The sequence below is a fragment of the Nonomuraea candida genome (genome assembly GCF_000725485.1).
In the GTDB taxonomy this organism is placed as follows: Bacteria; Actinomycetota; Actinomycetes; order Streptosporangiales; family Streptosporangiaceae; genus Nonomuraea; species Nonomuraea candida.
Window position 1 is genome coordinate 130,365 of sequence record NZ_JOAG01000036.1, and the last position, 25,385, is coordinate 155,749.

Below are 25,385 nucleotides of genomic sequence, written 5' to 3' on the forward strand. Positions count from 1 at the left end.
GGCGGGGGCGGCGGACGAGCTGAACTCTCTTCACACCATGTAGCTACCCCAACGGATTGCCGAGAACTCATCAACGTTGGGTAGCGTGAAGTCTGATGTTGGCCGAACCGTTCGTGCACCCGGCGCTCTTCTACCGGGATGACGGGGAATACGTCGCCGCCACCACGGCTTTCGTCCGTGCGGGCCTGGCCGCGGGCGACCCCGTCGCCATCGCCGTGCCCGGGCCGAACCTGAAGCTGATCCGGGCCGAGCTCGGCGCGGCGGCCGACGACGTGCTCATGCTCGACATGCGCGAGGCCGGGCGCAACCCGGGGCGCATCATCCCCGGCGTGCTGCGGGCCTTCGCCGACCGGCATCCCGACCGCCACGTCCGCATCATCGGGGAGCCGATCTGGGCCGGGCGCACCGCGACCGAATATCCGGCCTGCGCCCAGCACGAGGCGCTGATCAACCTGGCCTTCACCGGGCGGCGGGTCACGATCCTGTGCCCGTACGACATGGTGGGGCTGAGCCCCGACGTCATCCGCGAGGCGGAGCTCACCCACCCGGTGCTCGTCGACGCGGCCGGCGAGCGGGCCAGTGCCGGCTACGCGCCCGAGCTGGTCATCGACGGGCACAACCGGCCGCTCGGCGAGCCGGGGGCGTTCGTCTCGCTGCACTTCGACCGCACCAACCTGTCGGCCGTGCGGGCCGTGGCCGGCGGGGAGGCCGCCGCGCTGGGCTTCGCCGACGAGCGGCTCGACGACATCCGGCTGGCGGTGGCCGAGCTCGGGGCCAACAGCCTCGACCACGGCGGCGGCTCCGGCAGGCTGCGGGTGTGGGTCGAGGAGGGGCGGCTGGTGTGCGAGGTCAGCGACGCGGGGCACATCACCGACCCGCTGGTGGGCCGCAGGCCGGTCGACCCGCGTGACGCGGGCTCGCGCGGCCTGCTCATCGTCAACCTCCTGAGCGATCTCGTACGCGTCCACACCCGCGCCGGCGCGACCACCATCCGCGCCTACTTCGACGTCCCCGGCGGCCCCTGACCCCGAGCGCGCGGGGTGCCGCCACCTACCCCCACCCTGAGGGGGGAGACCCTACCCGGGGTCACGTCCACGCAGGTCACCGGCCACGCCTAGGGGAAGATCAGACCAAGGTATTAGGGGTTGGTTCAGGGCCGCTTCGGGCGCATCTCCGATGTTCGCAAAGCCCGCATTCCACGAGCTTGGTGGCATGAAGGCTTTGCTTGTCAGCGGTTTCGCGGCCATCGGCGCCGGCAGTGGCGCCATGCTCACCCTGCACGCCGAATCCGACCTGGACCCGTTCCACAGTGTGATCAGCGAGTACGTGTGGCAGTCGGCCGGCTGGTTGCTGCCCGCCTCTCTGACGTTGTTCGCCGTGGGCGCCACGCTGATCGCCGAGGCGATGCGCCGGGCGGGGATGAGCCGCTGGATCGTGGCACTGCTGCTGGCCTGGGGGGCGAGCATGTTCCTGATCGGGGCCTTCCCGACCGATCGGCCCGGCGTGCCGCTGTCGCTCTCGGGCGGCATCCACCGTTACGCCGCCTTCGCCGCCTTCCTGGTGATGCCGCTGGCGGGGCTGCTGCTGGCCAACGCGAAGATCCGGTACGCCCCGGCGATGCGGGTGCTGAGCGCGATCGCCCTGGGCGCGTTGCTGCTGGTCGTGATCCCGTACGTGGTGCGCATGTTCGGCATCCCGCTGACCAACGACGACATCCCGGCCGGGCTGACCCAGCGGCTCGTGGTCGTCACCGAGCTGGGCGTGCTGGCGCTGGCCGGGATGTCGATGCTCGGGCACTCGGTGCGGCGCGGCGTCTCCCCGGCCCTGGCCTGACCGGGAGCGCCGCAGGAGTGAAACCCGCCGATCAGGAAAGAGGTAGGCCCCGACCTCTTGTTCTGGGAGTGACTGAGATGACGATTCTGATCGCGTATGACGGGTCCGAGGACGCCAAGGCCGCCATCGCCTTCGCGGGCCGGCTGTTCAGGGGTGAGCACGCGGTCGTGCTGACGGTGTGGGAGCGGCTGGCGATGACCTCGGCCAGGGCTTCGGCCGGGCTCATGGTGGCCATCGACCAGTCCGGGGCCGAGGACGAGGCGATCGGGCAGGCGATGAGCGAGCTGGCCGGGCACGGCGCCGAGCTGGCTCGCGAGGCCGGGCTCGACGCGACGCCGCGCTGCGACGTGGACTCGGTGGCCGTCTGGTCGACGATCGTGGACGTGGCCGACGAGCTGGACGCCACGCTCATCGTGACCGGCACCAGGGGCCTGGGCGGGGTGCGCTCGCTGCTGCTCGGCAGCACGTCCGACCGGGTGCTGCACCACGCCCACCGCCCGGTCCTGGTGGTCCCCGGCCCCGGCAAGCGGACCTGACCACCCCGCCGGCCCGGCTCCGGAGGAAGGTGTTCATCCGGGCGTTGGTGCGGGCCGCCGGTGGGATGCGGCAGAGTGGGAGCCTCCTGAGGCGGGAAGGGAGGCCAGGCGTTGCCCGAGGAACTGGCCAGGCGGCTCGGCACCACCGACGCGGTGGTCGTCGGGCTGAGCGCGATGATCGGCGCCGGCGTCTTCGCCGCGTTCGCCCCGGCGGCCGCGGTCGCGGGCGACTGGCTGCTCGTCTCGCTCGCGCTGGCCGCCGTCGTGGCCTACTGCAACGCCACGTCCTCCGCCCGGCTGGCCGCCCTCTATCCCGAGTCGGGCGGCACCTACGTCTACGGCAGACGCCGCCTGGGCCCGTTGTGGGGCTACCTGGCGGGCTGGGGCTTCACGGTCGGCAAGACCGCCTCGTGCGCGGCCATGGCGCTCACGTTCGGCGCCTACGTCGCACCCGGCCTCGAACGCCCCCTGGCCGTCGCCGCCGTGGCCGCGCTGACGCTGCTCAACCTGCTCGGCGTGCAGCGCTCGGCCGGGGCCGCCCGGATCATCGTGACCTTCGTGCTGGCCGTGCTGCTCGCGGTGGTCGTGGCGGGGCTGACCGGCGACGACGAGATCCGTTTCGGCTGGTTCGCCTACGAGCCCCTGCCCCAGGACCCGTACCCGTTCGAGGTGGGGAGCGTGTTGCAGGCGGCGGGGCTGCTGTTCTTCGCCTTCGCCGGCTACGCCCGGATCGCCACCCTGGGCGAGGAGGTGCGCGACCCCGCCCGCACCATCCCCAGGGCGGTCGGCATCGCGCTGGGCATCACGCTGGTCGTCTACCTGCTCGTCGCGCTGGCCGCGCTGCGCACGCTCAAGCCCCTGCTGCTGGCCCAGTCCCGGGCGCCGCTGTCCGACCTGGTCAAGGAGGCCGGCTACGGCTGGCTGGCGCCGGTGGTGGGCGCGGGCGCGGCGGTGGCGGCGCTGGGCGCGCTGCTGGCGCTGCTGCTGGGCGTCTCGCGCACGGTGCTGGCCATGGCGCGCGAGCGCGACCTGCCCGGCGCGCTGGCCGTCGTGGACCCGGCGCGGCGCGTGCCCAGGCGGGCCGAGCTGGCGGTGGGCGGCGCGGTGATCGTGCTGCTGCTGGTGGCCGACCTGCGGGAGGCGATCGGGTTCTCCTCGTTCGGGGTGCTGGTCTACTACGCGATCGCCAACGCGTGCGCGCTGACGCTGGGGCGCGAGGAGGGCGCGCCGCCCCGCGCCGTGCCGGTGGCGGGGCTGGTGTTGTGCCTGGTCCTGGCGGCGACGCTGCCGGCGGCGTCGGTGGTGGCCGGGCTGGCGGTGTTCGCGGCCGGGCTGGCGATCTACGCCCTGCGCCGAAGACACCCGGCCGGCTGACGACCGGGCGACCTCGATGATCGACGACTTCGTCCGCGACCTCACCGCAGGCATCGCCGACACCGGGGTGAAGGCGGCCTTCCTCAAGTGCGCGATCGAGGCCAAGGGGCTCACCCCGGGCGTCGAGCGCATCGCGCGCGCCGTGGCGCAGGCCCACGTGCGCACCGGCGCGCCGATCACCGTGCACACCAACGCGGTCGCGCAGAGCGGGCTGATCGCGCTGGACCTGTTCGCGAAGGAGGGCGTCGACCTGCGGAAGGTGGTGGTCGGGCACGCGGGCGACAGCAACGACCTCGACTACCTCATGCGCCTGGCCGACACCGGCGCGATCCTCGGGATGGACCGCTTCGGGCTCGACGCCTACAACCCCACCGAGCAGCGGGTCGCCACGATCGCGGCCCTCTGCCGGCGGGGATACGCCGACCGGATGGTCCTCAGCCACGACACGGCCTGCTTCATGGACTACTTCGGCGGCGCCTGGGAGGAGACCCGCCGTACGCTCGCGCCGAACTGGCGCTACGATCACCTTCACGACGACGTCTTGGCCGCACTGCGCGACTCGGGCGTGACCGATGACCAGATTGAGCAGATGCTGGTGTTCAACCCGGAGCGCTACTTCACCTAAAGTGGGTGGATCGGGAGAGCAACGCGGGTAGGTGGAGCTGGGTGACTTCGGAGCAGGCCTTGTCGATCAGCCTCGGACTCCAGGGACCCTGCGTCATCGCGCGGTTGACGGGGGACTTCGATTTCGGGTCCGCGGCCGAGGTTCGCGACCGCGTCACCAAGGCCCTCGACCTCACCCAGCCGCCGCTGCTCGTCATCGACATGCAGGCGGTCAGCGTCTGCGACTCCTCCGGCCTGTCGGTGCTCGTCTACCTGCACAAGGCCGTCACCGCCTCGGGAGGCCGGCTGCTGCTGTCGGGGCTCAACGGCAGGTGCAAGCACCTGTTCGCGATCACCGCGCTGGACAAGTTCTTCGACATCCGCAGCACGGCCGAGCTGGCCATCGCGGAACTGAACGAAGCCGGGAATTCGCCGCCGTTTACCGGGTAGTTCCCGGACATGTCGGCAGAAGAGCCCGATCTGCTTGGTATGTACCTCGACCAGATCGGAAAGACCCCCTTGCTCTCCGCCGCGGACGAAGTGGATCTCGCCCGGCGGATCGAGGCAGGCCTGTACGCGGGCCATCTGATCGAGCGTGGTGAGGGCACGCCAGAACTCGAACGCGTCGCGCTCGATGGCAAGCGCGCCAAAGACCTGCTGATCAGGTCCAACCTCCGGCTCGTGGTGGCGGCCGCCCGGCGCTACTCCTACCGGGGGCTGCCGCTGCTCGACATCATCCAGGAGGGCAACCTCGGGCTGATCAGGGCGGTGGAGAAGTTCGACTACACCCGGGGATACAAGTTCTCCACGTACGGGATGTGGTGGATCCGCCAGGCCATCGAGCGCGGCATCCACGACAAGAGCCGCACCGTGCGGCTGCCGATCCACGTCGCGGAGGAGCTGGCGCGGCTGATCAGGGTCGAGCGGCAGCTCGCCACCGAGCTGGGCCGCGAGCCGACGGACGCCGAGCTGGCAGGGGCGGCCGAGCGGTCGCCGGGGCAGGTCGCGGCGTTACGCCGGCTCGGCCAGGACATGGTCAGTCTGGACATCCCGGTGGGCGAGCACGGCGAGGGCCGGATCGGCGACATGATCGCCGATGACGACGGGCTGCAGGTGCAGGAGTTCACCGAGCGCCGCGCGCTGAGCGCCGAGCTGCGCCAGGTCGTCACGACGCTGCCGCCCCGGGAGGCGTTCGTGATCAGGCAGCGGTACGGCCTGACCGGTCAGGAGGCGCAGACGTACACCGAGATCGCCGAGCATCTCGGGCTCACCAGGGAGCGCATCAGGCAGCTGGAGCGGCAGGCGCTGCGGCGGCTCAGGCAAGGGGGGCCGCTGCTGGCGTGGGCTTCGTGAGCCGGGGCGCCCCGGGCGGAAACGCCGCCGAAACGCGGCGTGCTGTTGCATGTGCGGTCGAACGGCCGGTCGTGGAGACGCGCGAGCGGGGCCTGGGAGGTCTTGCGTCAGAGGGACCCGGCCGGCCGTTCACCAAGCTCAACGCCCGTCTCACGGTCAACGGGCGGAGCGTGGGCTCCTGCTATGACAACGTCGGCACGATCGGGGCGCGCAAGGTCCGCTACGCCTCCTGCACCGTGCGCACGGGCTCGCTGGTGCGGATGTGGAACAACCACCTGGACGGCGCCGGCTTCAGGTATGTCGCCAGGACGCACGTGTCGTACAGGTACTACCGCTGAATGACGGCAGGGGCCGGGCCGGTGCGGCTCGGCCCCTGTGGGCTCACGCGGTGACGAGGAGCGCCACTCCGATCAGCACCACGACCGGGACGACCCACATCACGGCCTCCACGGCGAACTCCTTGTACATCGCGAACGTCTCCTTCGGGTGAGGGCGGGGCAAACGTCACTGCGCAGCATAGCCGTCCCCGCCGGTAGCTCGGTCCCGGCCGTCAGGCGGTGACCGCGCCGTCGGAGGCGGAGCCGACCGTGGCCACGTACTTGGTCAGCACCCCCCGCTCGACCGCCCGCTCCGGCCGCCGCCACGCGGCCCGGCGCGCGGCCAGCTCCTCCTCCGGCACCAGCAGGTCGAGGGTGCCGGCCGCGCTGTCGATCACCACCTGGTCGCCGTCGCGCACCAGCGCGATCGGCCCGCCGTGGTACGCCTCCGGCGCCACGTGCCCGATCACCAGCCCGTGCGAGACCCCGCTGAACCGGCCGTCGGTGACCAGCGCCACCGAGGTGCCCAGGCCCCGGCCGACCAGGGGGCCGGTGATCGAGAGCATCTCGCGCATGCCGGGGCCGCCGGCGGGGCCTTCGTACCGGACCACGATGACGTCGCCGGCCACGATGCGGCCCTGCTGGATGGCGACGTAGCAGTCGGCCTCGGAGTCGAAGACCTTCGCGGGGCCCTCGTGGCGGAAGTCGTCCTTGCCGCCCAGCTTGAGCACGCAGCCGTCCGGCGCGAGCGAGCCGCGCAGGATGGCCAGCGCGCCGCGCCGCTTGAACGGCTTGTCCGCCGTCGCCACGACCTGCTGGCCCGGCGTCTCCCGCGCCTGCGCCGCCACCTCGGCCAGCGAGCGGCCGTCCACCAGGGTGGCGTTCTCGCGCAGCAGCCCCGCCTCCAGCAGGCGGCGCACCACCAGCGAGGTGCCGCCGGCCCGCCACAGGTCCAGGGCCGTGGCGTCGCCGCCGCTCGGCTTGAGCCCGGTGATGATCGGGACCTGCCGGCACACCTCGCCGATCCGGTCGATCTCCAGCGGCAGCCCGGCCTCCCGCGCGATGGCCAGCAGGTGCAGGACGGCGTTGGTGGAGCCGCCCATGGCCGCCACTGACACGATCGCGTTGTGCAGGGCGTCCTCGGTGAGCACGCGCGAGGGGCGGGCGTCGCGGGCCAGCGCCTCCATGGCGATCTCCCCGACCCGCCGCGCCGCGGCGTCCTTCTCCGCGGCCACCGCCGGGATGTCGCCGACGCCGAACGGCGCCAGGCCGAGGAACTCGGCGACGGTGCCCATGGTGTTGGCGGTGTACTGGGCGGCGCAGGTGCCCGCGCCCGGGCAGGCGTGCCGGGCCAGGTCGTCGAGGTCGGCCTGGTCCATCCGGCCGACCTCGCGCTCGCCGAGCGCCTCCCACATGTCCTGGATCGTGACGTCGCGCCCGCGCCAGCGGCCGGGCATCATGCTGCCGCTGTAGAGGACCACCGACGGCACGTCCAGCCGGGCCAGCGCCATGATCGCGGCCGGCACGGTCTTGTCGCAGCCCACGATCGCCACCAGCGCGTCGAAGCCGTGCGCCCGGCCCATCAGCTCGATCGAGTCGGCGATGACCTCCCGGCTGATCAGCGAGGTGCGCATGCCGGGCGTGTGCATGGTGAGGTTGTCGGAGACCGCGATGGTGTTGAACTCCATCGGCAGCCCGCCGGCCGCCCGCACCCCCTCGGCCACCCGGGCGGCCAGCTCGCGGTGGGTCAGGTTGCAGGGCATGGTGCCGGTCCAGGTCGAGGCGATGCCGACCACGGGCCGGCGCATCTCCTCCTCCGACATGCCCATGGCGTACAGGTGGGAGCGGGCCGGTGCGCGGTCGGGGTCGTCGGCGATGCTCAAGAGGAATCCTCCGATGTACGGTTTTCGGCATCCTAATGATCCTGTGCCCGCTTCAGCCGGTGATCCCCGGCCCCCCTCACTGCTCGCGCAGGCCCCACGGCGAGCCGTACTCGACCAGGAGGTCCAGGAACGGCCGGGGCTCGAACGCCTCGGGGCCCAGCACGCCCGCGCCCTTCCAGACCCCGCCGGCCAGCAGCTCCAGGGCGATCACCGGGTTGACCGCGGTCTGCCAGACGACGGCCTGGGAGCCGTACTCGCGCATCGACCACTGGTTGTCCACCACGTGGTAGAGGTAGACCTCGCGCGGGCGGCCGTCCTTGACGCCCTTCACCCAGGTGCCCGCGCAGGTCTTGCCGCGCATGCGGTCGCCCAGCTCGGCCGGGTCGGGCAGCACGGCGGCGACCACGTCGCGCGGCGACACGCGGGCGGTGCCGTTGTCGGTCCTGACCGCGACCGGCTCGGTGCGGTCCACGCCGAGCGCGTGCAGGGTCTTGAGGGTGCCGATGAACTCCTCGCCGAGGCCGTACTTGAACGTCACCCGCTGCGCCGGGATCCACCGGGGCACCAGGACGACCTCCTCGTGCTCGACGTTCACGCACTCCACGGGGCCGATCCCGTCGGGGAAGTCGAAGATCTCGGGCTCGCTGAACGGCTCGGTGGTGTACCAGCCGCGCTCCTTCTCGTAGATGAGCGGCGGGTTGAGGCACTCCTCGATCGTGGTCCAGATGGAGAAGGAGGGGGCGAAGTCGTAGCCGTCCACGGTGAGGTTCGCGCCGTCCCTGATGCCGATCTCCTCGATCTCGTCGAAGAGCTCGTCGGCGGCGTACCGGGCGAAGACGTCGGCCAGGCCGGGCTCGACGCCCATGCCGACCAGCGCCAGCCGGCCCTTCGCGGCCCAGGCGCCGGCCCGGGCGAACTGCTCGTCGCCGAGCTTGACCCCGACCTCCTCGTACGGGCGGTCGGGGTGCGGCTTGGACATCGACAGGGCCATGTCGAGGTAGTCGACGTCCGAGCGCAGCGCGGCGTCGAACAGCGGCAGCACGAAACGCGGGTCGGTGGCGTTGAGCAGCACGTCGCAGCGGTGCTCGGCCAGCAGCGCGGCGACGGCGTCCGTGTCGGCGGCGTCGATCCTGGCCGGGGTGAAGCGGCCGGCCCGCTCGCCGAGGGCGGCGACGGCCGCCTTGGCGCGGGGGAGGTCGTAGTCGGCGACCACCATGTGGTCGAAGAACGGGCGGCGTGCGGCGATCCGGGTGATGGCGGTTCCCACACCGCCTGCTCCCACTAGAAGGATACGCATGACGATAAATCCCCTTTTTACAGCTTTTGGGGGGTGTGTCGTTCATCCAACGCCCGTAGGCTCATCAACGTCAATGGCGTTGGCATAAGGAGGGCGGGTTCGATGGCCAAGCGGGTGGTGCCCGAGGCGGCGCGGCGCCGGCGGCGTCCCACCAAACAGGGACAGGTGCTCACGCACGCGCACATCGTGGAGACCGCGCTGCGGATGTTGCGCGAGCACGGCGCCGCCGGGCTCACCGCCCGCCGCCTCGGCCTCGCGCTCGGCGCGGACGCCAGCACCGTCTACCGGTACTTCCGGGGCATGGACGACCTGATCCTGGCCATCGCCGACGAGCTGTTCGGCCACGCCATGGCCTCCTTCACGCCCACCGGCGACTGGCGGGCCGACCTGCGCGAGCTGGGCCTGCGCATCCACCACGCCTACCTGGCGCACCCGCAGGCCGCCGTGCTCACCGCCAGCCGGGTCACCGGCCGGCCCAACGAGGTGGCCAGCGACGAGATGATCCTCGGCGTGCTGCGCGGGGCCGGGTTCGACGACGCGGAGGCGGTGCGGATCTACCACGCCTTCATCGACCAGAGCCTGGCCTTCGCCATCCTCGACGCCGCCACGCTGGCCCTGCCGAAGGCGGCGCGGGAGGCCGACGAGGAGGTCTGGCGCGACACGTACGCGCGGCTGCCGGCCAGCACCCATCCCCACATCGCCGCCACCGCGCCGCTGCTGGTCGCCCGCATGAACGACAGCGCCTACCCGGCCGCGCTCGACATGCTGCTGTCCAGCGCGGCGGCCCGCCTCGCGGCGGCGCACGCGGAACGCAGCGGGACCACCGGCCGGGACGATCCGGCCCGCTGAAGGGCCGGGAGTTCCGGCCGGGCGATTCGCGCGGTGACGGGCCGGAACTTCCGGCGCGTCCGGGTGGGTGACGGGGTAGGCCCCGGAGCATGCCGGAAGGACATCTGATCCACCGCCACGCCCGCGAGCAGCACGCGGACCTGGCCGGACACGTCGTGCGCGCCTCGGGGCCGCAGGGGCGCTTCGACGCCCGGCCCTACGACGGGCGGGCGCTGCGCGCGATCGAGGCGGTGGGCAAGCACCTGCTCTACCACTTCGACGACGCCCCCGCCGTCCACGTGCACCTGGGCATGCGTGGCCTCTTCCTGCGGTACGGCGACCCGGCCACGCCGCCCCGCGGCGGCACCCGGCTGCGGCTGGCCACGGACGAGGTGGCGTACGACCTCATCGCCCCCTCCCGCTGCGAACCGCTCGACGACCAGGGCGTCGAGGCGCTGCGCGCCTGGCTGGGGCCCGACCCGCTGCGTGCCGACGCGTCGGAGGAGGAGGCGGTGCGGCGGCTGACCGCGTTCCGGGGGCCCGTGGGCGCGGCCGTGCTCGACCAGCGGGTGTGGGCGGGCATCGGCAACGCCTGGCGCGCCGAACTTCTCTTCCTCACCGGCCTGCACCCCGGCGCCCGCGACCTGGACGCCGGCGCCGCCGGGCGGTTGTGGGCGGCGGCGGGGTCGTACATGGCGCTGGGGCGCGACGCCGGGCAGGTGGTCAGCGACCCGGCCGCCCCCGACGAGCGCTGGGTCTACAAGCGGGAGCGCTGCCGCCGCTGTGGCGCCGCCGTGGCGAGCTGGCAGCTCGCCTCCAGGACCGCGTACGCCTGCCCACGTGACCAGCCCGGGTAGCCTGGACGTGACATGGCCACCACGAACCGTGACCCGCTGCTGGACATCCGCCGCATCTACGTCGAGCCCGCCGCCGCGCAGCTGCCGCGCGGGCGGGAGATCCTCGCCCGTTTCCCCGGCGCCGAGCTGGTCGAGGTCGAGAGCCACCACCGCATCCCCGAGCTCTACGGCGACGAGGCCAACGTCGCCCGCTGGGTGCGCATCAAGACCGAGGCCCTCGTCCTCGGGGTCAAGAAGTCGCTGACCGCGCGCCCCAACGGCCGCTCGGCCGACTTCATCGCACCCTCCACCGCCAACGGCTGCGCGATGGCCTGCGCCTACTGCTACGTGCCGCGCCGCAAGGGCTACAGCAACCCGATCACGGTCTTCGCCAACATCGACCAGATCCTCGGCTACGTCGAGCGCCACGCGGCCCGGCAGGGCGTGAAGCCGCGGCCCGACCAGATCGACCCGCACGCCTGGGTCTACGACATCGGGGAAAACTCCGACTGCTCGCTCGACGCCACGGTCTCCGGCAACGTGCGCGACCTGGTCGAGCTGTTCGGCCGCCTGCCCAACGCCAAGGCCAGCTTCGCCACCAAGCACGTCAACCGTGACCTGCTCGGCTGGGAGCCGCGCGGAGGCACGCGGGTGCGCTTCAGCCTCATGCCGGCGGCCGACTCCAAGCTGCTCGACATCCGCACCTCGCCGATCGCCGATCGGATCGAGGCCATCAACGACTTCGTGGCCGCCGGATACGAGGTGCACGTCAACTTCAGCCCCGTCGTCGTACGCGACGGGTGGCTGGCCGACTGGGCCGAGCTGCTCGGCCGGCTCGACGACGCGCTGAGCGCCGAGGCCCGCGCGCAGCTCGCCGCCGAGGTGATCTTCCTGACCCACAACGACCGGCTGCACCAGGTCAACCTGGGATGGCATCCGAAGGCGGAAGAGGTGCTGTGGCGGCCCGAGCTGCAGCAGGCCAAGCGGTCGGAGACGGGCGGCTGGAACGTCCGCTACCGCAACGGGCACAAGGGGCGTTACGTGGCGGCGCTCACCGGGCTGATCGGGAAGCGGCTGCCGTACTGCCGGATCCGGTACGCGTTCTAGCGCTCCTGAGCCGGCCGTTCCTGAGCCGGTCGCTCGCCGAGTTGCCTGCTGAGCCGCTTGTTGAGGGAGGCCAGGGAGTCGTCGGCCATGAGGGCGGGCAGGCGGGGGGCCTCCTCGTCGACCCGGCGCACCACGGCGGCGTGGCCGCCCTGGTGGCGGGTCCAGGCGCGGACGACCTCCGGCATCGCCGCGATCGCCTCGTCGGAGAGGATCGCCTCCCTGGGAAGCCACTGGGTCAGGAACTGCGCGGCCCGGTCGGGGCTCCACCACAGCGGCCGGTCGCCGACGAACTCCATCAGCTTCCCGAACGCCTCCCGCGCACCCGGCAGATCGGGCAGATCTCCCTCGAACCCATCAGCCTCCGCCCGGTCGGCCGCCTGTGTCCGGCCGGCCTCCTCCGCCTGGCCGGTCACCTCCGCCCGGCCGGGGCCGTGGTCGGGGGCGGGGGTATGGGCGGGTGACGTGAGGGCGTGGTCGAGCACGGTGCGGGCGCGGGTGATCGCGAGCGGGCGCACGGCCGGCAGCGTGTCGGCCACCTGGGCCCCCATGACGCGATCGGTCAGCTCGAAGGCGTCCAGGACGCGTGCCGCCACGGTCTCGGGGCGTGCCGGGCGCAGGTCCAGCCCGTTGAGGAACTTCTCCTCCTCGACCAGCGCGTCCACGGCCAGGCCGCCACTGGGCTGGTCGATGCCGACGACGAGGACGTGCGGCTCCTTGCCGTTGTCGTAGCGGAAGGACAGGACCGCCAGGACCTGCTCGCCGTAGGGGTCGGCCTTGCCGTACCAGGCGGCGTCGCAGCCCACCCGGCCCATGCGCCGCACCCACCCGGGCAGGCTCTCGACCACCCCGGCCCCGGCGGCGGCATACGGCCCGCCACCCTCCGGGCCGCTGTCCTCCGGCTCGCCGCCTTCCAGGCCGTTGCCCTCTGGCCCGCTCCCCTCCGCCGGGGCGGCATCTGACAGGCCGCCCTTCGGGCCGTCGGTGGCGGTCGGTCCGGTTTCGGGCGGGGCGCTGCCGGCCGGGCTCGCGGCCGGCGGGGCGGGGGTGGCGGGGCGGTGGAGCGCCGCCAGGGCGGCGAGGGCGAGGCGCGCCTCCTGGCCGCCGTCCTCCGCCGCCCGCCGCAGGAACGCCTCCACCTGCCCGGACGCCTCAAGCCCGGCCGCGAGCCGGCCCGCCCACAGCTCCGTCCGCAGCGGAGAGCGCCATCTGAGCAGGTCGCGGGCCTGGGTGATCGCCGTGTCGAACGCAGTCGTGCTCACCCTTGAACCGTATCGTCACCGCGGTTCCGCTCTCAGGAGCACCGGCCCCCGGAGGTCTCCTAGCGGTTGTCGCCGCCCAGGCCCGCCTTTCTCAGGGCCTCGGCCATCGCGCCCGACGGGGCGGGCCGGTCCTGGCGGCGCTGGCCGCCGCGCTGGCCGTCGCCGCGCCCGCGCTGGCCCGCGCCGCCGTTGCCGCGCTGCCCGTCGCCGCGAGCACCGTTGCCACGCCCGCCGTCACCCCGGCCGCCCTCACCCCGGCCGCCCTCACCCCGGCCGCCCTCACCCCGGCCGCCCTCACCCCGGCCGCCCTCACCACGGCCGCCCTCGCCACGGCCGCCCTCACCGCGGGCGCCGTCGCCCCGGCCACCGTTGCCGCGGCCGCCGCGGGCGCCGTCGCTACGGGGGCCGCCCTGGCGGCCGGAGCCCTTGCGGGGGCCCTCGCCGCCCTGCTGCGGCGTCGTCTCGTCGTCCAGCCGCAGGGTCAGCGAGATGCGCTTGCGCGGGATGTCGACGCTGAGGACCTTGACCCGGACGATGTCACCGGGCTTGACCACGTCGCGCGGGTCCGCCACGAACGTGCGGGACATGGCCGAGACGTGCACCAGGCCGTCCTGGTGCACGCCGACGTCGACGAACGCGCCGAACGCCGCCACGTTGGTGACCACGCCCTCCAGGATCATCCCGTCGGCCAGGTCGGAGATCTTCTCCACGCCCTCCTTGAAGGTGGCGGTCTTGAAGGCGGGACGCGGGTCGCGGCCGGGCTTCTCCAGCTCGCGCAGGATGTCGGTGACGGTCGGCAGGCCGAACGTGTCGTCGGTGAAGTCGTCGGGCCTGAGCGCGCGCAGCGCCGCCGTGTTGCCGATCAGGGACTTCAGGTCGGCCTTGGCGGAGGTGAGGATGCGCCGCACCACCGGGTAGGCCTCCGGGTGCACGCTCGACATGTCGAGCGGGTCGTCGCCGCCGCGGATGCGCAGGAAGCCCGCGCACTGCTCGAACGCCTTGGGCCCGAGCCGGGGCACGCTCTTGAGCGCGGCGCGCGTCCGGAAGGGGCCGTTGGCGTCGCGGTGACGGACGATGCTCTCGGCCAGCGTGGAGCCGATGCCCGACACGCGGGTGAGCAGCGGCGCCGAGGCGGTGTTGACGTCGACCCCGACGGCGTTGACGCAGTCTTCGACCACCGCGTCGAGCGAGCGGGAGAGCTTGGACTCGGCCAGGTCGTGCTGGTATTGGCCGACGCCGATCGACTTGGGGTCGATCTTGACCAGCTCGGCCAGCGGGTCCTGGAGCCGCCGGGCGATGGAGACCGCGCCGCGCAGCGACACGTCGAGCTCGGGCAGCTCCTGCGAGGCGTAGGGGGAGGCGGAGTAGACCGAGGCGCCGGCCTCCGAGACCACGATCTTGGTCAGCCCCGGCATGTGCTGGACCAGCTCGCCGGCCAGCTTGTCGGTCTCGCGCGAGGCCGTGCCGTTGCCGATGGCGATCAGCTCGACGCCGTGCCGCTGCGCGAGCGCGCCCAGCACCGCCAGCGACTGGTCCCACTGCCGCTTGGGCTCGTGGGGGTAGATGGTGGCGGTGTCGACGACCTTGCCCGTGGCGTCGACCACGGCGACCTTGACGCCCGTGCGCAGGCCCGGGTCGAGGCCCATCGTCGGCCGCGCGCCGGCCGGGGCGGCCAGCAGCAGGTCGCGCAGGTTGGCGGCGAACACCCGCACCGCCTCGTCCTCGGCCGCCTGCCACAGCCGCATGCGCAGGTCGATGCCCAGGTGCACGAGGATGCGGGTGCGCCAGGCCCAGCGCACGGTCTCGGTGAGCCACTTGTCGGCCGGGCGGCCCTGGTCGGAGATGCCGAACCGGGCCGCGACGCGCATCTCGTAGTCGGGGCTGTCGTCGGGCTCCAGGGTGACGGAGAGGATCTCCTCCTTCTCCCCCCGGAACATCGCCAGGATGCGGTGGGAGGGCAGCTTCGTGAACGGCTCGCCGAACTCGAAGTAGTCGGAGAACTTGGCCCCCGCCTCCTCCTTGCCCTCGCGCACCTTCGACACGAGCCGGCCGCGGCTCCAGAACTGCTCGCGCAGGCCGCCGATGAGGTCGGCGTCCTCGGCGAAGCGCTCGATGAGGATCGCCCTGGCCCCTTCGAGGGCGGCGCCCGCGTCGGCGACGCCCTCGGTCACGAAGCCCTCGGCGGTCGCCGCCGGGTCGAGCGTGGGATCGGCCAGGAGCTGGTCGGCCAGCGGCTCCAGGCCCAGCTCGCGGGCGATCTGCGCCTTGGTGCGCCGCTTGGGCTTGTAGGGCAGGTAGATGTCCTCGAGCCTGGCCTTGGTCTCGGCCGCCATGATCTGCTCGCGCAGCTCGTCGTCGAGCTTGCCCTGGGACTCGATGGACTCCAGGATCGCCGCCCTGCGCTCCTCCAGCTCGCGCAGGTAGCGCAGCCGCTCCTCCAGCGTGCGCAGTTGCGCGTCGTCGAGGGCGCCGGTGGCCTCTTTCCGGTATCGCGCGATGAACGGCACGGTCGCGCCGCCGTCGAGCAGATCGACGGCCGCCTGCACCTGCCCGTCGCGTACGCCGAGCTCTGCCGCGATCCGCTGGTGAATAGAGAGCACTTGCCTGCCTTTCGATGGTCCCGCCGGTCAATTGTGCAGGACGACGCCGTCCTTCATGACCAGAGTGCGCGCAGGGTGAACGACCACGGCCTCCGCCGGGGAGGCCTGGGCGATGCGGCCGTCGCGGACCATGAGGTCGGCAGGCGCTCCGGGGCCCCGGGGGAGCCCGCCACGGAGCAGCACGTCGGTCATGCCCAGCACCCTAAAGGGCGGGGCCGACGATTTCCCTGCCCGTGGCGTGACGGTTCCGAAGGCTTTCGGGTGCCCGCCGTACGGGTGTGCCCGCCGTCACTCGACGACCAGCTCGACCGGGATGTCGCCGCGGGTGGCGTTGGAGTACGGGCACACCTGGTGGGTGGCCTCGACGAGCTCCCGCGCGACCTCGGGCGCGATGCCGTCGGGCAGCTCCACCCGGAGCGTGGCGTCGAGCTGGAAGCCGCCCTTGCCGTTGGGCGACAGGCCGACCTCGGCCGTGACGGCGCGCGTCGGAGACGTCGACCTGCTTGCCGGCGGCCACGAACCGCAGCGCGGAGGCGAAGCAGGCGGCCCCTTCGTCAACACGGCGGCGGCGCGGGTCGGATGGCGGCGCGGGTCAGATGGCGTCGAGGTGGGCGACGTTCGCGACGTCGGCGGGGTCGCTGCTCGGGCGCCCCTCCAGCCAGGCGTCCAGGATCTCGTCGAGGACCACGTCGGAGGTGAGGCGGAGGCTGAGCGCCAGCACGTTGGCGTCGTTCCACTTGCGGGCGCCGTCGGCGGTGTAGGCGTCGACGCACAGGGCGGCGCGCACGCCGGGCACCTTGTTCGCGGCGATCGACGCGCCGGTGCCGGTCCAGCAGCAGACGACCGCCTGCTCCGCGCGGCCCTCGCTGACGTCTCTGGCGGCCAGCTCGCACGCCCACGCCCAGTCGTCGCGCTCGCCGTCGTTGAGCGCGCCGTGCGTGACGACCTCGTGCCCCCGCCTGCGCAGCTCGGACACGACCCGCTCCGCCACGCCGTCCTTGCTGTCGGCGGCCACCGAAATCCGCATGTGTCCCTCCCGGTCGGCTCCTCGCTCCACAGTATGAGGCGGCACGGGGCCGCGAGACTGGCGCCACGAGGCGGTATGTGCTTGGTTGTGGCGGCATATGAGTATTGACGAGAACGATATTCCGGCTCTCGCCCGGGGATGCGCCGTGCTGGGCACCGGAGGCGGGGGCGGCGTGCGCACCGGGTCGCTGGCGGCGATCGCGGCCGTACGGCGGCACGGCCCGGTGCCGCTGGTCAACCTGGCGGACCTGCCGGACGACGCGCTGGTCGTGCCGATGTCCGGCATCGGCGCCCCGACCGTCAGCCACGAGATGATCCACGGCGAGGACGAGCCCAGACGCCTCGCCGAGGAGGTCGAACGGATCTTCGGCCGCCCGCCGGCCGCCCTCATGTCCGCCGAGATCGGCGGGGCCAACGGGGTCGCGCCCGTCGCCTGGGCCGCCCAGCTCGGCGTGCCGCTGCTCGACGCCGACGGCATGGGACGGGCCTTCCCCGAGGTGCAGATGATCTCGATGTACGTGGCCGGGCTCGCGGCCGACCTCGTGATCATGTCGGACGTCGCGGGCAACGTGGTCACCATCCGCCCGGTCGACGGGCTCTGGTCCGAGCGCATCGCGCGGGCCGTCTGCGTGGCCGCCGGGTCGCACGCGCTGATGTCCGACTACGTGCTGACCGCCGGGCAGGCCAGAGGGGCGGTCATCGAGGGCACGGTCACCCGGGCCCTGGAGATCGGCCGGGCCACGGAGGGCACGGCGGACCCGCTCGGCGCGCTCCGGGAGGCCCTGGGCGCCGCCCGGCTGATCACCGGCAAGCTGACCGACGTGGAGCGGCGCACGGCCGGCGGGTTCGTCCGCGGGAGCGCCACGATCGAGGGCACGGGTGCGGACCGCGGCCGCCGCCTCACGCTGGAGCTGCAGAACGAGAACCTGGTCGCCGTCGAGGACGGCCGGACGCGCGCCATGGTGCCCGACCTCATCACCGTCGTGGACACCGAGACCGCCGCCGCCGTCCAGACCGAGAGCCTGCGGTACGGGCAGCGCGTCACGGTGCTCGCCTGGCCCTGCGACCCGCTCTGGCGCACCCCCAAGGGGCTGGAGACGGCCGGGCCGCGGGCCTTCGGATACGACCTGGACTACGTACCCGTCGAGGAGCTGACGGCGCATGGCTGAGCTGCGGATCGGGATCGACGTCGGCGGCACGAACACCGACGCGGTCGTGCTCGACGCGGGAGGCCGGGTGATCGCCAAGGCCAAGCGCCCGACCACCCCGGAGGTGACCGGCGGCCTGCGCGCCGCCCTCGACGCGGTGCTGTCCGACCTGGAAGGCGGCCCCCGGCCGGGCGACCCCACGGCGAGCGGCCCCACGGCGAGCGGCCTCCCGGCGGGCGGGCACGGGGCGGGCGGGCACGGGGCGGGCGGGCACGGGCGGCGGGCGGGGCGGGAGGACGTCACGCGCGTCATGCTGGGCACCACGCACGCCACCAACGCGATCCTGGAGCGGCGCGGCCTGGGCCGGGTGGCCGTGCTGCGGCTCGGCGCGCCCGCCACCACCGCCGTGCCGCCGCTCTCCGACTGGCCCGGCGACCTGCGCGAGGCCGTCTCGGCGGGCGAGGCGATCGTGCCCGGCGGCCACTACGTGGACGGCCGCGAGATCGCCCCGCTCGACCTGGACGCCGTCCGCCGCTTCCTGGACGGCGTGCGCGCCGACGCCGTGGCCGTGACCGGCGTGTTCAGCCCGGCGGACGACGCGCACGAGCGGCGGGTCGCGGAGCTGGTCAGGGCCGAGTACGGCCTGCCGGTGTCGGTCAGCCACGAGATCGGCTCGCTCGGCCTGCTCGAACGCGAGAACGCGACCGTGCTGAACGCCGCCCTGTACGGCGTCGCCGCCCACGTCACCGGCGCCCTGCGCACGGCCCTGGCGGAACGGGGGCTCGGCGCGCGGCCGTACCTGGCGCAGAACGACGGCACGCTCATGACGCTGGAGCACGCCGCCCGCCTGCCCGTCTCCACCATCGGCTCGGGCCCGGCCAACTCGCTGCGCGGCGCGGCGTACCTGTCCGGCGTGGCGGACGCGGTCGTGGTGGACGTCGGCGGCACCTCCACCGACCTCGGCGTGCTGGCCGGCGGCTTCCCCCGGGAGTCGGCGGCGGCGGTCGAGATCGGCGGGGTGCTCACCAACTTCCGCATGCCCGACATCCTGGCCATCGCCCTGGGCGGCGGGACCGTGCTGCGCGGCACGCCCGGCTCACGCGCCGCCCACGCCGGGCCCGTCCGGCGCGGCGTGCGGGTCGGGCCCGACTCGGTCGGGTACCGGATCGGCCGCGAGGCGCTGGTGTTCGGCGGGGCGACGGCCACGATGACGGACGCCGCCGTGGCGGCGGGCCGGGTCCCGCCCGGCTCCGAGGGGTGGCGCGAGCGGCTGCGCGCCGCCGTCCAGACGCTCGACGCCTCCCGGGAGGCGGGTGACATGTCGGAAAGAATGGCAGACATTCTGGAAAGCGCGGTTACCCTGGCGGACGAGATGATCATCGATGCCGTGGACCGGATGTCCCTCGGCAGGACCGGCCGGCCCCTGGTGGCGGTGGGGGGCGGCGCGTTCCTGCTGCCCGGCCGCGTCCCCGGCGCGGGCGAGGTGATCCGCCCCGAGCACGCCGAGGTGGCCAACGCCGTGGGCGCCGCGATCGCGCTCGCGAGCGGCAGAGTCGATACGATCTTGCCTGCGGGCGACGGCCGGTCGGCGGCGATCGAGGGCGCCAAGGAGGAGGCGCGGGCCCGGGCCGTGGCGGCGGGGGCCGACCCCGCCGGTGTCGAGATCGTGGACCTCCTCGAAGTGCCGCTCAGCTATCTCTCGGAGCCCGCCGTGCGGGTGCACGTCAAAGCCGCCGGACCCCTCGCCCGGTGACACACATCGAAAGGATCCCCCCACCATGCGCTGGCACAAGCGTCTGCTCGTCGCCGGGGTAGCCGGTCTCCTGGCCCTGACCGCCTCCGCCTGCGGGGGCGGCCAGGTGCGCGGCGCCGGCGGCACACCCCAGCCCCCGGCCGGGGCGGGCAGCGGCAGTCCGGCAGAGCAGAGCACCGGGCAGGCCAACGACGCCACCTTCGTCTACGCGCCGAGCTCCGAGGTGATCACCGACTGGGACCCGGCGCTGTCCTACTCCAACGAGATCGTCGCCCTGTCGAACATCTACGAGGGCCTGACCAGGTACGACTCCGAGGAGCAGCAGGCGAAGCCGCTCCTCGCCACCGAGTGGACGTCGGCGGCCGAGGGCAAGGAGTGGACGTTCAAGCTGCGGCAGGGCGTGCGGTTCCACTCCGGCGCCACCCTGGACGCCGAGGCCGCCAAGAAGGCCATCGAGCGCACGATCGCCAAGAAGGGCGGCGCGGCCTACATCTGGGACCCGGTGGACCGGATCGACGCGGTCGACGCGGGCACGCTGAAGTTCACGCTCAAGTACGCCGCCCCCCTCGACCTGATCACCTCCTCCGGCTACGCCGCCTGGATCTACGACGTGGACGCCGTGGACCCCGGCGGGAAGAAGACCGCCGGCACCGGGCCGTACACGATCGACTCCTGGCAGAAGGGCAAGGAGACCGAGCTGACGCTCAAGGCGTACGAGGACTACTGGGGCGGCTGGAAGCCGGAGCAGTACAGGAAGGTCGCCTTCCGCGTCACCCCCGAGATCACCACCGCCTGGCAGCTCCTGCGCCAGGGCGAGGTGAACTTCGTGCGGCGGCTCAACCCGCAGCTGATCAAGCAGGCGGCGGACACCGAGGGCGTGCAGACCGTGCAGTCGCCGTCGTTCCAGAACCTGCTGGTGCTGTTCAACACCGCCCAGGGCCCCACCAGGGACGTCAGGGTGCGGCAGGCGCTGCAGCTCGCGATCGACTACGACGGCCTGCTGGCGGCCATGGAGGGCGCGGGCGTCAAGGCCAGCGGCCTGGTGCCGAAGGGGCTGCTCGGCCACAACGCCGGCATGGAGCCGAAGCAGGACCTGGCCAGGGCGCAGGAGCTGCTCGCGGCGGCGGGGTACGGCCCGGACAACCCCGAGCTCAAGCTCAGCCTGACCTACGGCATCGGCGACGAGGACCAGAAGCTGCTGGTCACGCTGCTCAGCTCGACGCTCAAGCAGCTCAACATCACGTTGCAGGCAAAGCCCATGAACTGGGGCGCGCAGTGGGACCTGGGCAAGAAGAAGGGCCAGGACATCTTCGTCATGTACTGGTATCCGGACTATCCGGACGCCTACTCCTGGTTCCTCAACGTGTTCAAGAGCGCCGACAAGGCGCAGTTCAACCTGTCCTACCTGAAGAACGCCGAGATCGACGCGGGCATCGACAAGCTGCCCGCCCTGACGGCCACCGACCAGCTCGCGGCCGACGCCGAGTTCGAGCGGCTCCAGCGGCAGATCATCGAGGAGCAGGCGGCGGTCGCGGTCCCGTACGTGCAGAACTACCAGCGCGCGCTGACCTCCGACGTGCAGGGGTATGTGGAGAACCCGGCGTATCCGAACGTCGTCTTCTTCCACGACCTCCGGCGCGCCGGCTGACCGTGCCGCGCTTTCTGGCCCGCCGGCTCGGCCAGGCCCTCCTGGTCGTGGCCGGCGTGGTCGTGCTCACGTTCGCGGTCATGCGGCTGGTGCCCGGCGACCCGGCGGTGGCCTTCGCCGGGCCGAAGGCGACGCCCGAGCAGCTCGCCGCGGCCAGGGCCAGGTTCGGGCTCGACGACCCGCTGCCCGTGCAGCTGTGGAACTACGTGCGCGGCCTGCTCGCCGGCGACTGGGGGATCAGCCTGCGCACCCGCCGGCCGGTGCGCGACGACCTCTACCTCGCCTTCCCGGCCTCGCTGGAGCTGGTCGGCGCGGCACTGGCCGTCGCGGTCGCGGCGGGCATCTCGCTCGGCGTGCTCGCCGCCCGCCACAACAGGCGCCTGCCGGACCTCGGGGTGCGCCTGGGCAGCGTGCTGGCCGTCTCCGTGCCGGTCTTCTGGCTGGCCCTGGCGATGCAGACGGTCTTCGCCGGCAACCTCGGCTGGTTCCCGGTCGCCGGTGAGTACGACTCCTCCCTCGACACCACCAGTCCCCTCACCCTCTGGACCAACATCACCATCGTCGACGCCCTCATCACCGGCAACTGGCCCATCTTCACCAGCACGCTGTGGCACCTGGTGCTGCCGGCCCTGGTCGTGGCCGCCTACCCCACGGGCGTGATCGCCCAGATGACCAGGGCCGCCCTCATCGAGGAGTCGGGCCAGGACCACGCCAGGCTGGAGCGCGCGCTCGGGTTCGGCGAGACGTCGATCCTGACCAAGTTCGCCCTGCGGCCCGCGCTGAACCCGGTCCTGTCGCTGATCGCGCTGGTCTTCGCGTACGCGATCGTCAACGGCTTCCTCGTCGAGGCCGTCTTCAACTGGCCGGGCCTGGGCCGCTACGCCGCCGACTCGATCCGCTCCCTGGACACCCCGGCCATCGCGGGCGTCACGCTCCTGGTGGCCCTGGTGTACGTGCTGGCCAACCTGGTCGTGGACCTCGTCCAGGGCTTCGTCGACCCGAGGACGAGGGCCCGATGACGGACGTGACGCCGCTGGGCCGCAGGCTGCCCCGGCTCCCCGACGGGTTCGCCGCGCTCGGGGCGGTGCTCATCGTGGCCGTCGTCCTGGCGGCGGTGCTGGCGCCGTGGCTGGCGCCGTACCCGCCGGACGAGCCGCGCCCGCTGGAGCGGCTGCTGCCGCCCAGTGGTGCCCACTGGTTCGGCACCGACCAGGTCGGCCGGGACGTGCTCACCCGCATCCTGTACGGCGGGCGCACCTCGCTGCTCATCGCCGGGGCCGTGCTGGGCGTCTCGGCGGTGGCCGGGGTCGCGCTCGGCGTGGTGGCCGGCTACGCGGGCGGCCGGGTCAGAGACGTCATCATGCGGGTCACGGACGTGTTCCTGGCCTTTCCGGCGCTGCTGCTGTCGCTGGCGCTGGCGGTGGTGCTGCAGCCCGGCGTGAACACCGTGATCCTGGCCATCGCGGTCACCTGGTGGCCCTGGTACGCGCGGCTGGCCGCCTCCGTGGCCGCCTCGGTCGCCACCCGCCCCTACGTGGACGCCGCCCGCTGCCTGGGCGTGCCGGCCCCGCTGATCATCCTGCGGCACGTGCTGCCCAACTCGCTCACGCCGGTCCTGGTGCAGCTCTCGCTGGACGTGGGCGGGGTGATCCTGACCTCGGCGGCACTGTCGTACCTGGGGCTGGGCGCGCAGGAGCCGGTGGCGGAGTGGGGGCTGATGGTGCAGCAGGGGCAGACGCTGTTCAGCACGAACTGGTGGGTGGTCACCTTCCCGGGGCTGGCGATCCTGGTGACGGCGTTCGCGTTCAACGTGCTGGGCGAGGGGCTGCGCAACGCGCTGGACCCGCGAAGGGCGGTGCGATGATCGAGGTGCGCGACCTGAAGGTGCGTTACGGCGGGCGGCTCGTCGCCGACGTGCCCGAGCTGGACGTGGGCGCGGGGGAGTGCGTGGCGATCGTGGGGGAGAGCGGCTCGGGCAAGTCCACGACGCTGCTCACCCTCCTCGGCCTCACCCCAGATGCCGAAATTTCAGGACACGTACGGGTGTGCGGCGTGGACGTGCTCACGGCCTCCCCGCGCGCGCTGCGCGAGATCCGGGGCGCGCGGGCGGCCCTGGTGATGCAGTCGCCCCAGGCCGCGCTCAGCCCCGCCACCCGCCTCGGCGTGCTGATGCGCCGCGCGCTGCGGCTGCACGGCAGGGACGGCTCGGAGCAGGCGATGGCGCGGGCCGTGGCGGAGGTCCTGCTCGACCCGGAGATCCTGCGCCGCTACCCCCACGAGATCTCCGGCGGCCAGGCCCAGCGCTTCGCCATCGCGCTGGCCGTCGCCCTGGGCGCGGAGGCGATCCTGGCCGACGAGCCCACCAGCGCGCTGGACGTGACCGTGCAGGCCGAGGTGATCGGCGTGCTGCGCCGGCTGCGCCGGGAGCGGGGCCTGGCACTGCTGATGGTCTCTCATGACCTGGCCCTGGTCTCCACGATCGCGGACCGGGTGCTGGTCATGAAGGACGGCGCGGTGGTGGAGTCGGGGCCCGCCGCCACCGTGCTGGCCGAGCCCGCCCACCCCTACACCCGCGAGCTGCTGGAGGCGCTGCCGTGACCCTGCTGAGGGCCGAGAGGGTGACACTCGGGTACGGGGGCCGCCCCGTCGTCCACGACGTCAGCCTCGGCGTCACCGAGGGCGGCGTGGGCCTGATCGGGGAGAGCGGCTCGGGCAAGACGACGCTGGCCCGCGCGTTCCTGGGCCTCCTCACCCCCATGTCCGGAAATATTTACTACGGCGATCAAACACTGAAAAAGGCGAACCTGAGGGCGTTCCGCAGGGACGTGCAGCCCGTCTTCCAGGCCGAGGCGCTCGACCCCAGGATGCGCGTCGGCCGCTCGATCGCCGAGGCGCTGCCGCGCGCCGCCCGGGCCCGCGTCGGCGAGCTGCTCGAACAGGTCGGCCTCGACCCCGCCCTGGCGGCCCGCCGCCCGCACGAGCTCTCGGGCGGGCAGCGCCAGCGCGTGGTGATCGCCCGCGCCCTGGCCGTCGGCCCCCGCCTGCTCATCCTCGACGAGCCCACCAGCGCGCTCGACGTCACCGTCCAGGCCAGGATCCTCGACCTGCTGGCGTCGCTGGAGACCGAGCGCCTGCTCATCACGCACAACCTGGCCGTCGTGGAGCGCCTGTGCCGCACCTCGCACGTGCTCTTCGCGGGCCGCGTGGTCGAGTCGGGCCCCACCGCGCGGCTCCTGGCGAACCCGGCCCACCCGTACACCAGGGCGCTGCGAGACGCCGTGCCCAAGCTAGGCGGCGCCCCGCCCGAGGCGCGCGGCAGGACGGAAGCGGTCCCCGCGGCGACCGGCTGCCCGTTCAGGCTACGCTGCCCGCTGGCCGTGGCCGCGTGCGAGCAGGCGCCCGCGCCGCGGGACCTGGGAGGCGCGGGAGGCACGGGAGGCATGGAAGGCCGCCGGGTGGCCTGTCACCGGGCGGAGGACGTGCTCTCCGCCTGAGTCTTCAGGTACCCGGACATGTCGTCGGCGAGCTTCTCCAGAAGCCGGGCCAGCTCCGCCCGCTCCGGCTCCGGCCAGTCGGCCAGCACGGCCTCGAACCACTGCGCGGCGGCCCTGCGGCAGGCGAGCGCCGCCGTGCTGCCCTCGTCGGTGAGCGCGATGCGCCAGGCCCGGCCGTCGTCGGGGTCGCGGACGCGCTCGACCAGCCCGCGCCGCTCCAGCGCGGCCACGTGCCTGGTCACGTGCGGGCTCTCCACCTGAAGGCTCTCGGCGATCTTCCCGATCCTGCGTGGCTCGTCCGCGTCCAGCAGGTCGACGAGGATCTGGACGTCCGGCCGGTCCAGGCGGATGCCCGCGGCCTGGGTCAGCCGCTCGTGCGTCTTGGCACGGTTGAGTGAGGTCGCGAGCCGCCGATAGGACTCGACCGTTCGGTGCAGACTCTCGTCCATCCGCTTGATTACCTAACTTAAGTATGTATTATCGATGCTCG

General features: G+C 73.1%; 26 protein-coding genes. 18 read left to right on the forward strand and 8 right to left on the reverse strand.

Annotated features, from left to right (window positions below; genetic code table 11):
• Positions 1–95 precede the first annotated feature (95 nt).
• The 8 genes from IO39_RS30920 (at position 96) to IO39_RS30955 (ending at position 6,037) form a co-directional block, all read left to right on the forward strand.
• Positions 96–1,025 (forward strand): sensor histidine kinase, encoded by a 930-nt coding sequence (locus IO39_RS30920; RefSeq protein ID WP_043630326.1) that lies wholly within the window; start codon positions 96–98, stop codon positions 1,023–1,025.
• Positions 1,026–1,212: 187 nt separating this feature from the next.
• Positions 1,213–1,833, forward strand: coding sequence for a DUF998 domain-containing protein (locus IO39_RS30925; protein WP_169789149.1), 621 nt, complete (start codon positions 1,213–1,215; stop codon positions 1,831–1,833).
• Between the two features lie 77 nt (positions 1,834–1,910).
• A complete protein-coding gene (locus tag IO39_RS30930; protein WP_052423577.1) occupies positions 1,911–2,369 on the forward strand; it encodes a universal stress protein in 459 nt (152 codons plus the stop codon).
• A 111-nt stretch (positions 2,370–2,480) separates the two neighbouring features.
• Positions 2,481–3,743: an APC family permease gene (locus tag IO39_RS30935; RefSeq protein WP_043630336.1), complete on the forward strand. Its 1,263-nt coding sequence runs from the start codon at positions 2,481–2,483 to the stop codon at positions 3,741–3,743.
• 16 nt (positions 3,744–3,759) lie between these two features.
• Positions 3,760–4,368, forward strand: coding sequence for a phosphotriesterase family protein (locus IO39_RS30940; protein ID WP_043630338.1), 609 nt, complete (start codon positions 3,760–3,762; stop codon positions 4,366–4,368).
• Positions 4,369–4,409: 41 nt separating this feature from the next.
• Positions 4,410–4,796 carry an STAS domain-containing protein gene (locus IO39_RS30945; RefSeq protein WP_169789150.1) on the forward strand — a complete coding sequence of 129 codons (387 nt, stop codon included), beginning with the start codon at positions 4,410–4,412 and terminating at the stop codon, positions 4,794–4,796.
• A 9-nt stretch (positions 4,797–4,805) separates the two neighbouring features.
• Positions 4,806–5,699 carry a sigma-70 family RNA polymerase sigma factor gene (locus IO39_RS30950; protein WP_043630342.1) on the forward strand — a complete coding sequence of 298 codons (894 nt, stop codon included), beginning with the start codon at positions 4,806–4,808 and terminating at the stop codon, positions 5,697–5,699.
• A gap of 71 nt (positions 5,700–5,770) precedes the next feature.
• Positions 5,771–6,037 carry a hypothetical protein gene (locus IO39_RS30955; RefSeq protein WP_043630344.1) on the forward strand — a complete coding sequence of 89 codons (267 nt, stop codon included), beginning with the start codon at positions 5,771–5,773 and terminating at the stop codon, positions 6,035–6,037.
• Between the two features lie 212 nt (positions 6,038–6,249).
• On the opposite strand, the gene ilvD is transcribed toward IO39_RS30955, so the two are convergent.
• Complete coding sequence (ilvD, locus tag IO39_RS30960; protein WP_043630346.1) at positions 6,250–7,899, reverse strand: dihydroxy-acid dehydratase; 1,650 nt, start codon at positions 7,897–7,899, stop codon at positions 6,250–6,252.
• Positions 7,900–7,975: 76 nt separating this feature from the next.
• The gene (locus IO39_RS30965) at positions 7,976–9,196 is read right to left on the reverse strand and encodes a saccharopine dehydrogenase family protein (RefSeq protein WP_043630349.1); all 1,221 of its coding nucleotides are present in this window, start codon (positions 9,194–9,196) and stop codon (positions 7,976–7,978) included.
• Positions 9,197–9,298: 102 nt separating this feature from the next.
• On the opposite strand from IO39_RS30965, the gene IO39_RS30970 reads away from it, so the two are divergent.
• The 3 genes from IO39_RS30970 to IO39_RS30980 all read left to right on the forward strand — a co-directional run bounded on the left by IO39_RS30970 (position 9,299) and on the right by IO39_RS30980 (position 11,967).
• Positions 9,299–10,045 (forward strand): TetR/AcrR family transcriptional regulator, encoded by a 747-nt coding sequence (locus IO39_RS30970; protein WP_052423578.1) that lies wholly within the window; start codon positions 9,299–9,301, stop codon positions 10,043–10,045.
• Positions 10,046–10,134: 89 nt separating this feature from the next.
• Positions 10,135–10,881, forward strand: a complete 747-nt coding sequence (locus IO39_RS30975) for a DNA-formamidopyrimidine glycosylase family protein (protein ID WP_043630351.1) — start codon at positions 10,135–10,137, stop codon at positions 10,879–10,881.
• Between the two features lie 12 nt (positions 10,882–10,893).
• The gene (locus IO39_RS30980) at positions 10,894–11,967 is read left to right on the forward strand and encodes a spore photoproduct lyase family protein (protein ID WP_043630354.1); all 1,074 of its coding nucleotides are present in this window, start codon (positions 10,894–10,896) and stop codon (positions 11,965–11,967) included.
• Here the strand turns inward: IO39_RS30980 and IO39_RS30985 are convergent.
• The 5 genes from IO39_RS30985 to IO39_RS31000 all read right to left on the reverse strand — a co-directional run bounded on the left by IO39_RS30985 (position 11,964) and on the right by IO39_RS31000 (position 16,853).
• Complete coding sequence (locus tag IO39_RS30985; protein ID WP_043630358.1) at positions 11,964–13,226, reverse strand: hypothetical protein; 1,263 nt, start codon at positions 13,224–13,226, stop codon at positions 11,964–11,966. The genes IO39_RS30980 and IO39_RS30985 overlap by 4 nt on opposite strands.
• Before the next feature lie 59 nt (positions 13,227–13,285).
• Complete coding sequence (locus IO39_RS30990; protein ID WP_043630360.1) at positions 13,286–15,826, reverse strand: Tex family protein; 2,541 nt, start codon at positions 15,824–15,826, stop codon at positions 13,286–13,288.
• Positions 15,827–15,853: 27 nt separating this feature from the next.
• Positions 15,854–16,018, reverse strand: coding sequence for a hypothetical protein (locus IO39_RS55020; protein ID WP_157549106.1), 165 nt, complete (start codon positions 16,016–16,018; stop codon positions 15,854–15,856).
• Between the two features lie 96 nt (positions 16,019–16,114).
• Complete coding sequence (locus IO39_RS30995) at positions 16,115–16,387, reverse strand: OsmC family protein (protein ID WP_211267229.1); 273 nt, start codon at positions 16,385–16,387, stop codon at positions 16,115–16,117.
• Positions 16,388–16,418: 31 nt separating this feature from the next.
• Positions 16,419–16,853 (reverse strand): RpiB/LacA/LacB family sugar-phosphate isomerase, encoded by a 435-nt coding sequence (locus IO39_RS31000; protein ID WP_043630362.1) that lies wholly within the window; start codon positions 16,851–16,853, stop codon positions 16,419–16,421.
• A gap of 97 nt (positions 16,854–16,950) precedes the next feature.
• On the opposite strand from IO39_RS31000, the gene IO39_RS31005 reads away from it, so the two are divergent.
• From IO39_RS31005 to IO39_RS31035, 7 genes are read left to right on the forward strand one after another with little or no spacing between them, the layout of a single operon-like run.
• On the forward strand, positions 16,951–18,021 hold the full coding sequence (locus tag IO39_RS31005; protein WP_043630366.1) for an S-methyl thiohydantoin desulfurase family protein: 1,071 nt from the start codon (positions 16,951–16,953) through the stop codon (positions 18,019–18,021).
• Positions 18,014–19,753: a hydantoinase/oxoprolinase N-terminal domain-containing protein gene (locus IO39_RS31010; protein ID WP_043630370.1), complete on the forward strand. Its 1,740-nt coding sequence runs from the start codon at positions 18,014–18,016 to the stop codon at positions 19,751–19,753. The genes IO39_RS31005 and IO39_RS31010 overlap by 8 nt, the downstream gene beginning before the upstream one ends.
• A 25-nt stretch (positions 19,754–19,778) precedes the next feature.
• Positions 19,779–21,401: an ABC transporter substrate-binding protein gene (locus IO39_RS31015; protein ID WP_043630372.1), complete on the forward strand. Its 1,623-nt coding sequence runs from the start codon at positions 19,779–19,781 to the stop codon at positions 21,399–21,401.
• A gap of 2 nt (positions 21,402–21,403) precedes the next feature.
• Entirely contained in the window at positions 21,404–22,420 is a 1,017-nt protein-coding gene (locus IO39_RS31020; protein ID WP_043630376.1) for an ABC transporter permease, read from the forward strand.
• The gene (locus IO39_RS31025) at positions 22,417–23,265 is read left to right on the forward strand and encodes an ABC transporter permease (protein WP_043630378.1); all 849 of its coding nucleotides are present in this window, start codon (positions 22,417–22,419) and stop codon (positions 23,263–23,265) included. Before IO39_RS31020 ends, IO39_RS31025 begins: the two co-directional genes overlap by 4 nt.
• Positions 23,262–23,999 carry an ATP-binding cassette domain-containing protein gene (locus IO39_RS31030; protein WP_043630381.1) on the forward strand — a complete coding sequence of 246 codons (738 nt, stop codon included), beginning with the start codon at positions 23,262–23,264 and terminating at the stop codon, positions 23,997–23,999. The genes IO39_RS31025 and IO39_RS31030 overlap by 4 nt, the downstream gene beginning before the upstream one ends.
• Positions 23,996–24,895, forward strand: a complete 900-nt coding sequence (locus IO39_RS31035; protein ID WP_043630383.1) for an ABC transporter ATP-binding protein — start codon at positions 23,996–23,998, stop codon at positions 24,893–24,895. Before IO39_RS31030 ends, IO39_RS31035 begins: the two co-directional genes overlap by 4 nt.
• Here the strand turns inward: IO39_RS31035 and IO39_RS31040 are convergent.
• Positions 24,865–25,344 (reverse strand): MarR family winged helix-turn-helix transcriptional regulator, encoded by a 480-nt coding sequence (locus IO39_RS31040; protein ID WP_052423580.1) that lies wholly within the window; start codon positions 25,342–25,344, stop codon positions 24,865–24,867. The two genes, IO39_RS31035 and IO39_RS31040, sit on opposite strands and share 31 nt — an antisense overlap.
• Between the last annotated feature and the right edge of the window lie 41 nt (positions 25,345–25,385).

Coding starts and splice junctions, on each gene's coding strand:
- IO39_RS55020 (WP_157549106.1), bottom strand. CDS start 16,018: ATGACCGACGTGCTGCTCCGTGGCGGGCTCCCCCGGGGCCCCGGAGCG.
- IO39_RS31010 (WP_043630370.1), top strand. CDS start 18,014: ATGGCTGAGCTGCGGATCGGGATCGACGTCGGCGGCACGAACACCGAC.
- IO39_RS31030 (WP_043630381.1), top strand. CDS start 23,262: ATGATCGAGGTGCGCGACCTGAAGGTGCGTTACGGCGGGCGGCTCGTC.
- IO39_RS30980 (WP_043630354.1), top strand. CDS start 10,894: ATGGCCACCACGAACCGTGACCCGCTGCTGGACATCCGCCGCATCTAC.
- IO39_RS30925 (WP_169789149.1), top strand. CDS start 1,213: ATGAAGGCTTTGCTTGTCAGCGGTTTCGCGGCCATCGGCGCCGGCAGT.
- IO39_RS30920 (WP_043630326.1), top strand. CDS start 96: ATGTTGGCCGAACCGTTCGTGCACCCGGCGCTCTTCTACCGGGATGAC.
- IO39_RS30970 (WP_052423578.1), top strand. CDS start 9,299: ATGGCCAAGCGGGTGGTGCCCGAGGCGGCGCGGCGCCGGCGGCGTCCC.
- IO39_RS30950 (WP_043630342.1), top strand. CDS start 4,806: ATGTCGGCAGAAGAGCCCGATCTGCTTGGTATGTACCTCGACCAGATC.
- IO39_RS31040 (WP_052423580.1), bottom strand. CDS start 25,344: ATGGACGAGAGTCTGCACCGAACGGTCGAGTCCTATCGGCGGCTCGCG.
- IO39_RS30940 (WP_043630338.1), top strand. CDS start 3,760: ATGATCGACGACTTCGTCCGCGACCTCACCGCAGGCATCGCCGACACC.
- IO39_RS31005 (WP_043630366.1), top strand. CDS start 16,951: ATGAGTATTGACGAGAACGATATTCCGGCTCTCGCCCGGGGATGCGCC.
- IO39_RS30930 (WP_052423577.1), top strand. CDS start 1,911: ATGACGATTCTGATCGCGTATGACGGGTCCGAGGACGCCAAGGCCGCC.
- IO39_RS30965 (WP_043630349.1), bottom strand. CDS start 9,196: ATGCGTATCCTTCTAGTGGGAGCAGGCGGTGTGGGAACCGCCATCACC.
- IO39_RS30975 (WP_043630351.1), top strand. CDS start 10,135: ATGCCGGAAGGACATCTGATCCACCGCCACGCCCGCGAGCAGCACGCG.
- IO39_RS31015 (WP_043630372.1), top strand. CDS start 19,779: ATGCGCTGGCACAAGCGTCTGCTCGTCGCCGGGGTAGCCGGTCTCCTG.
- IO39_RS31025 (WP_043630378.1), top strand. CDS start 22,417: ATGACGGACGTGACGCCGCTGGGCCGCAGGCTGCCCCGGCTCCCCGAC.
- IO39_RS31000 (WP_043630362.1), bottom strand. CDS start 16,853: ATGCGGATTTCGGTGGCCGCCGACAGCAAGGACGGCGTGGCGGAGCGG.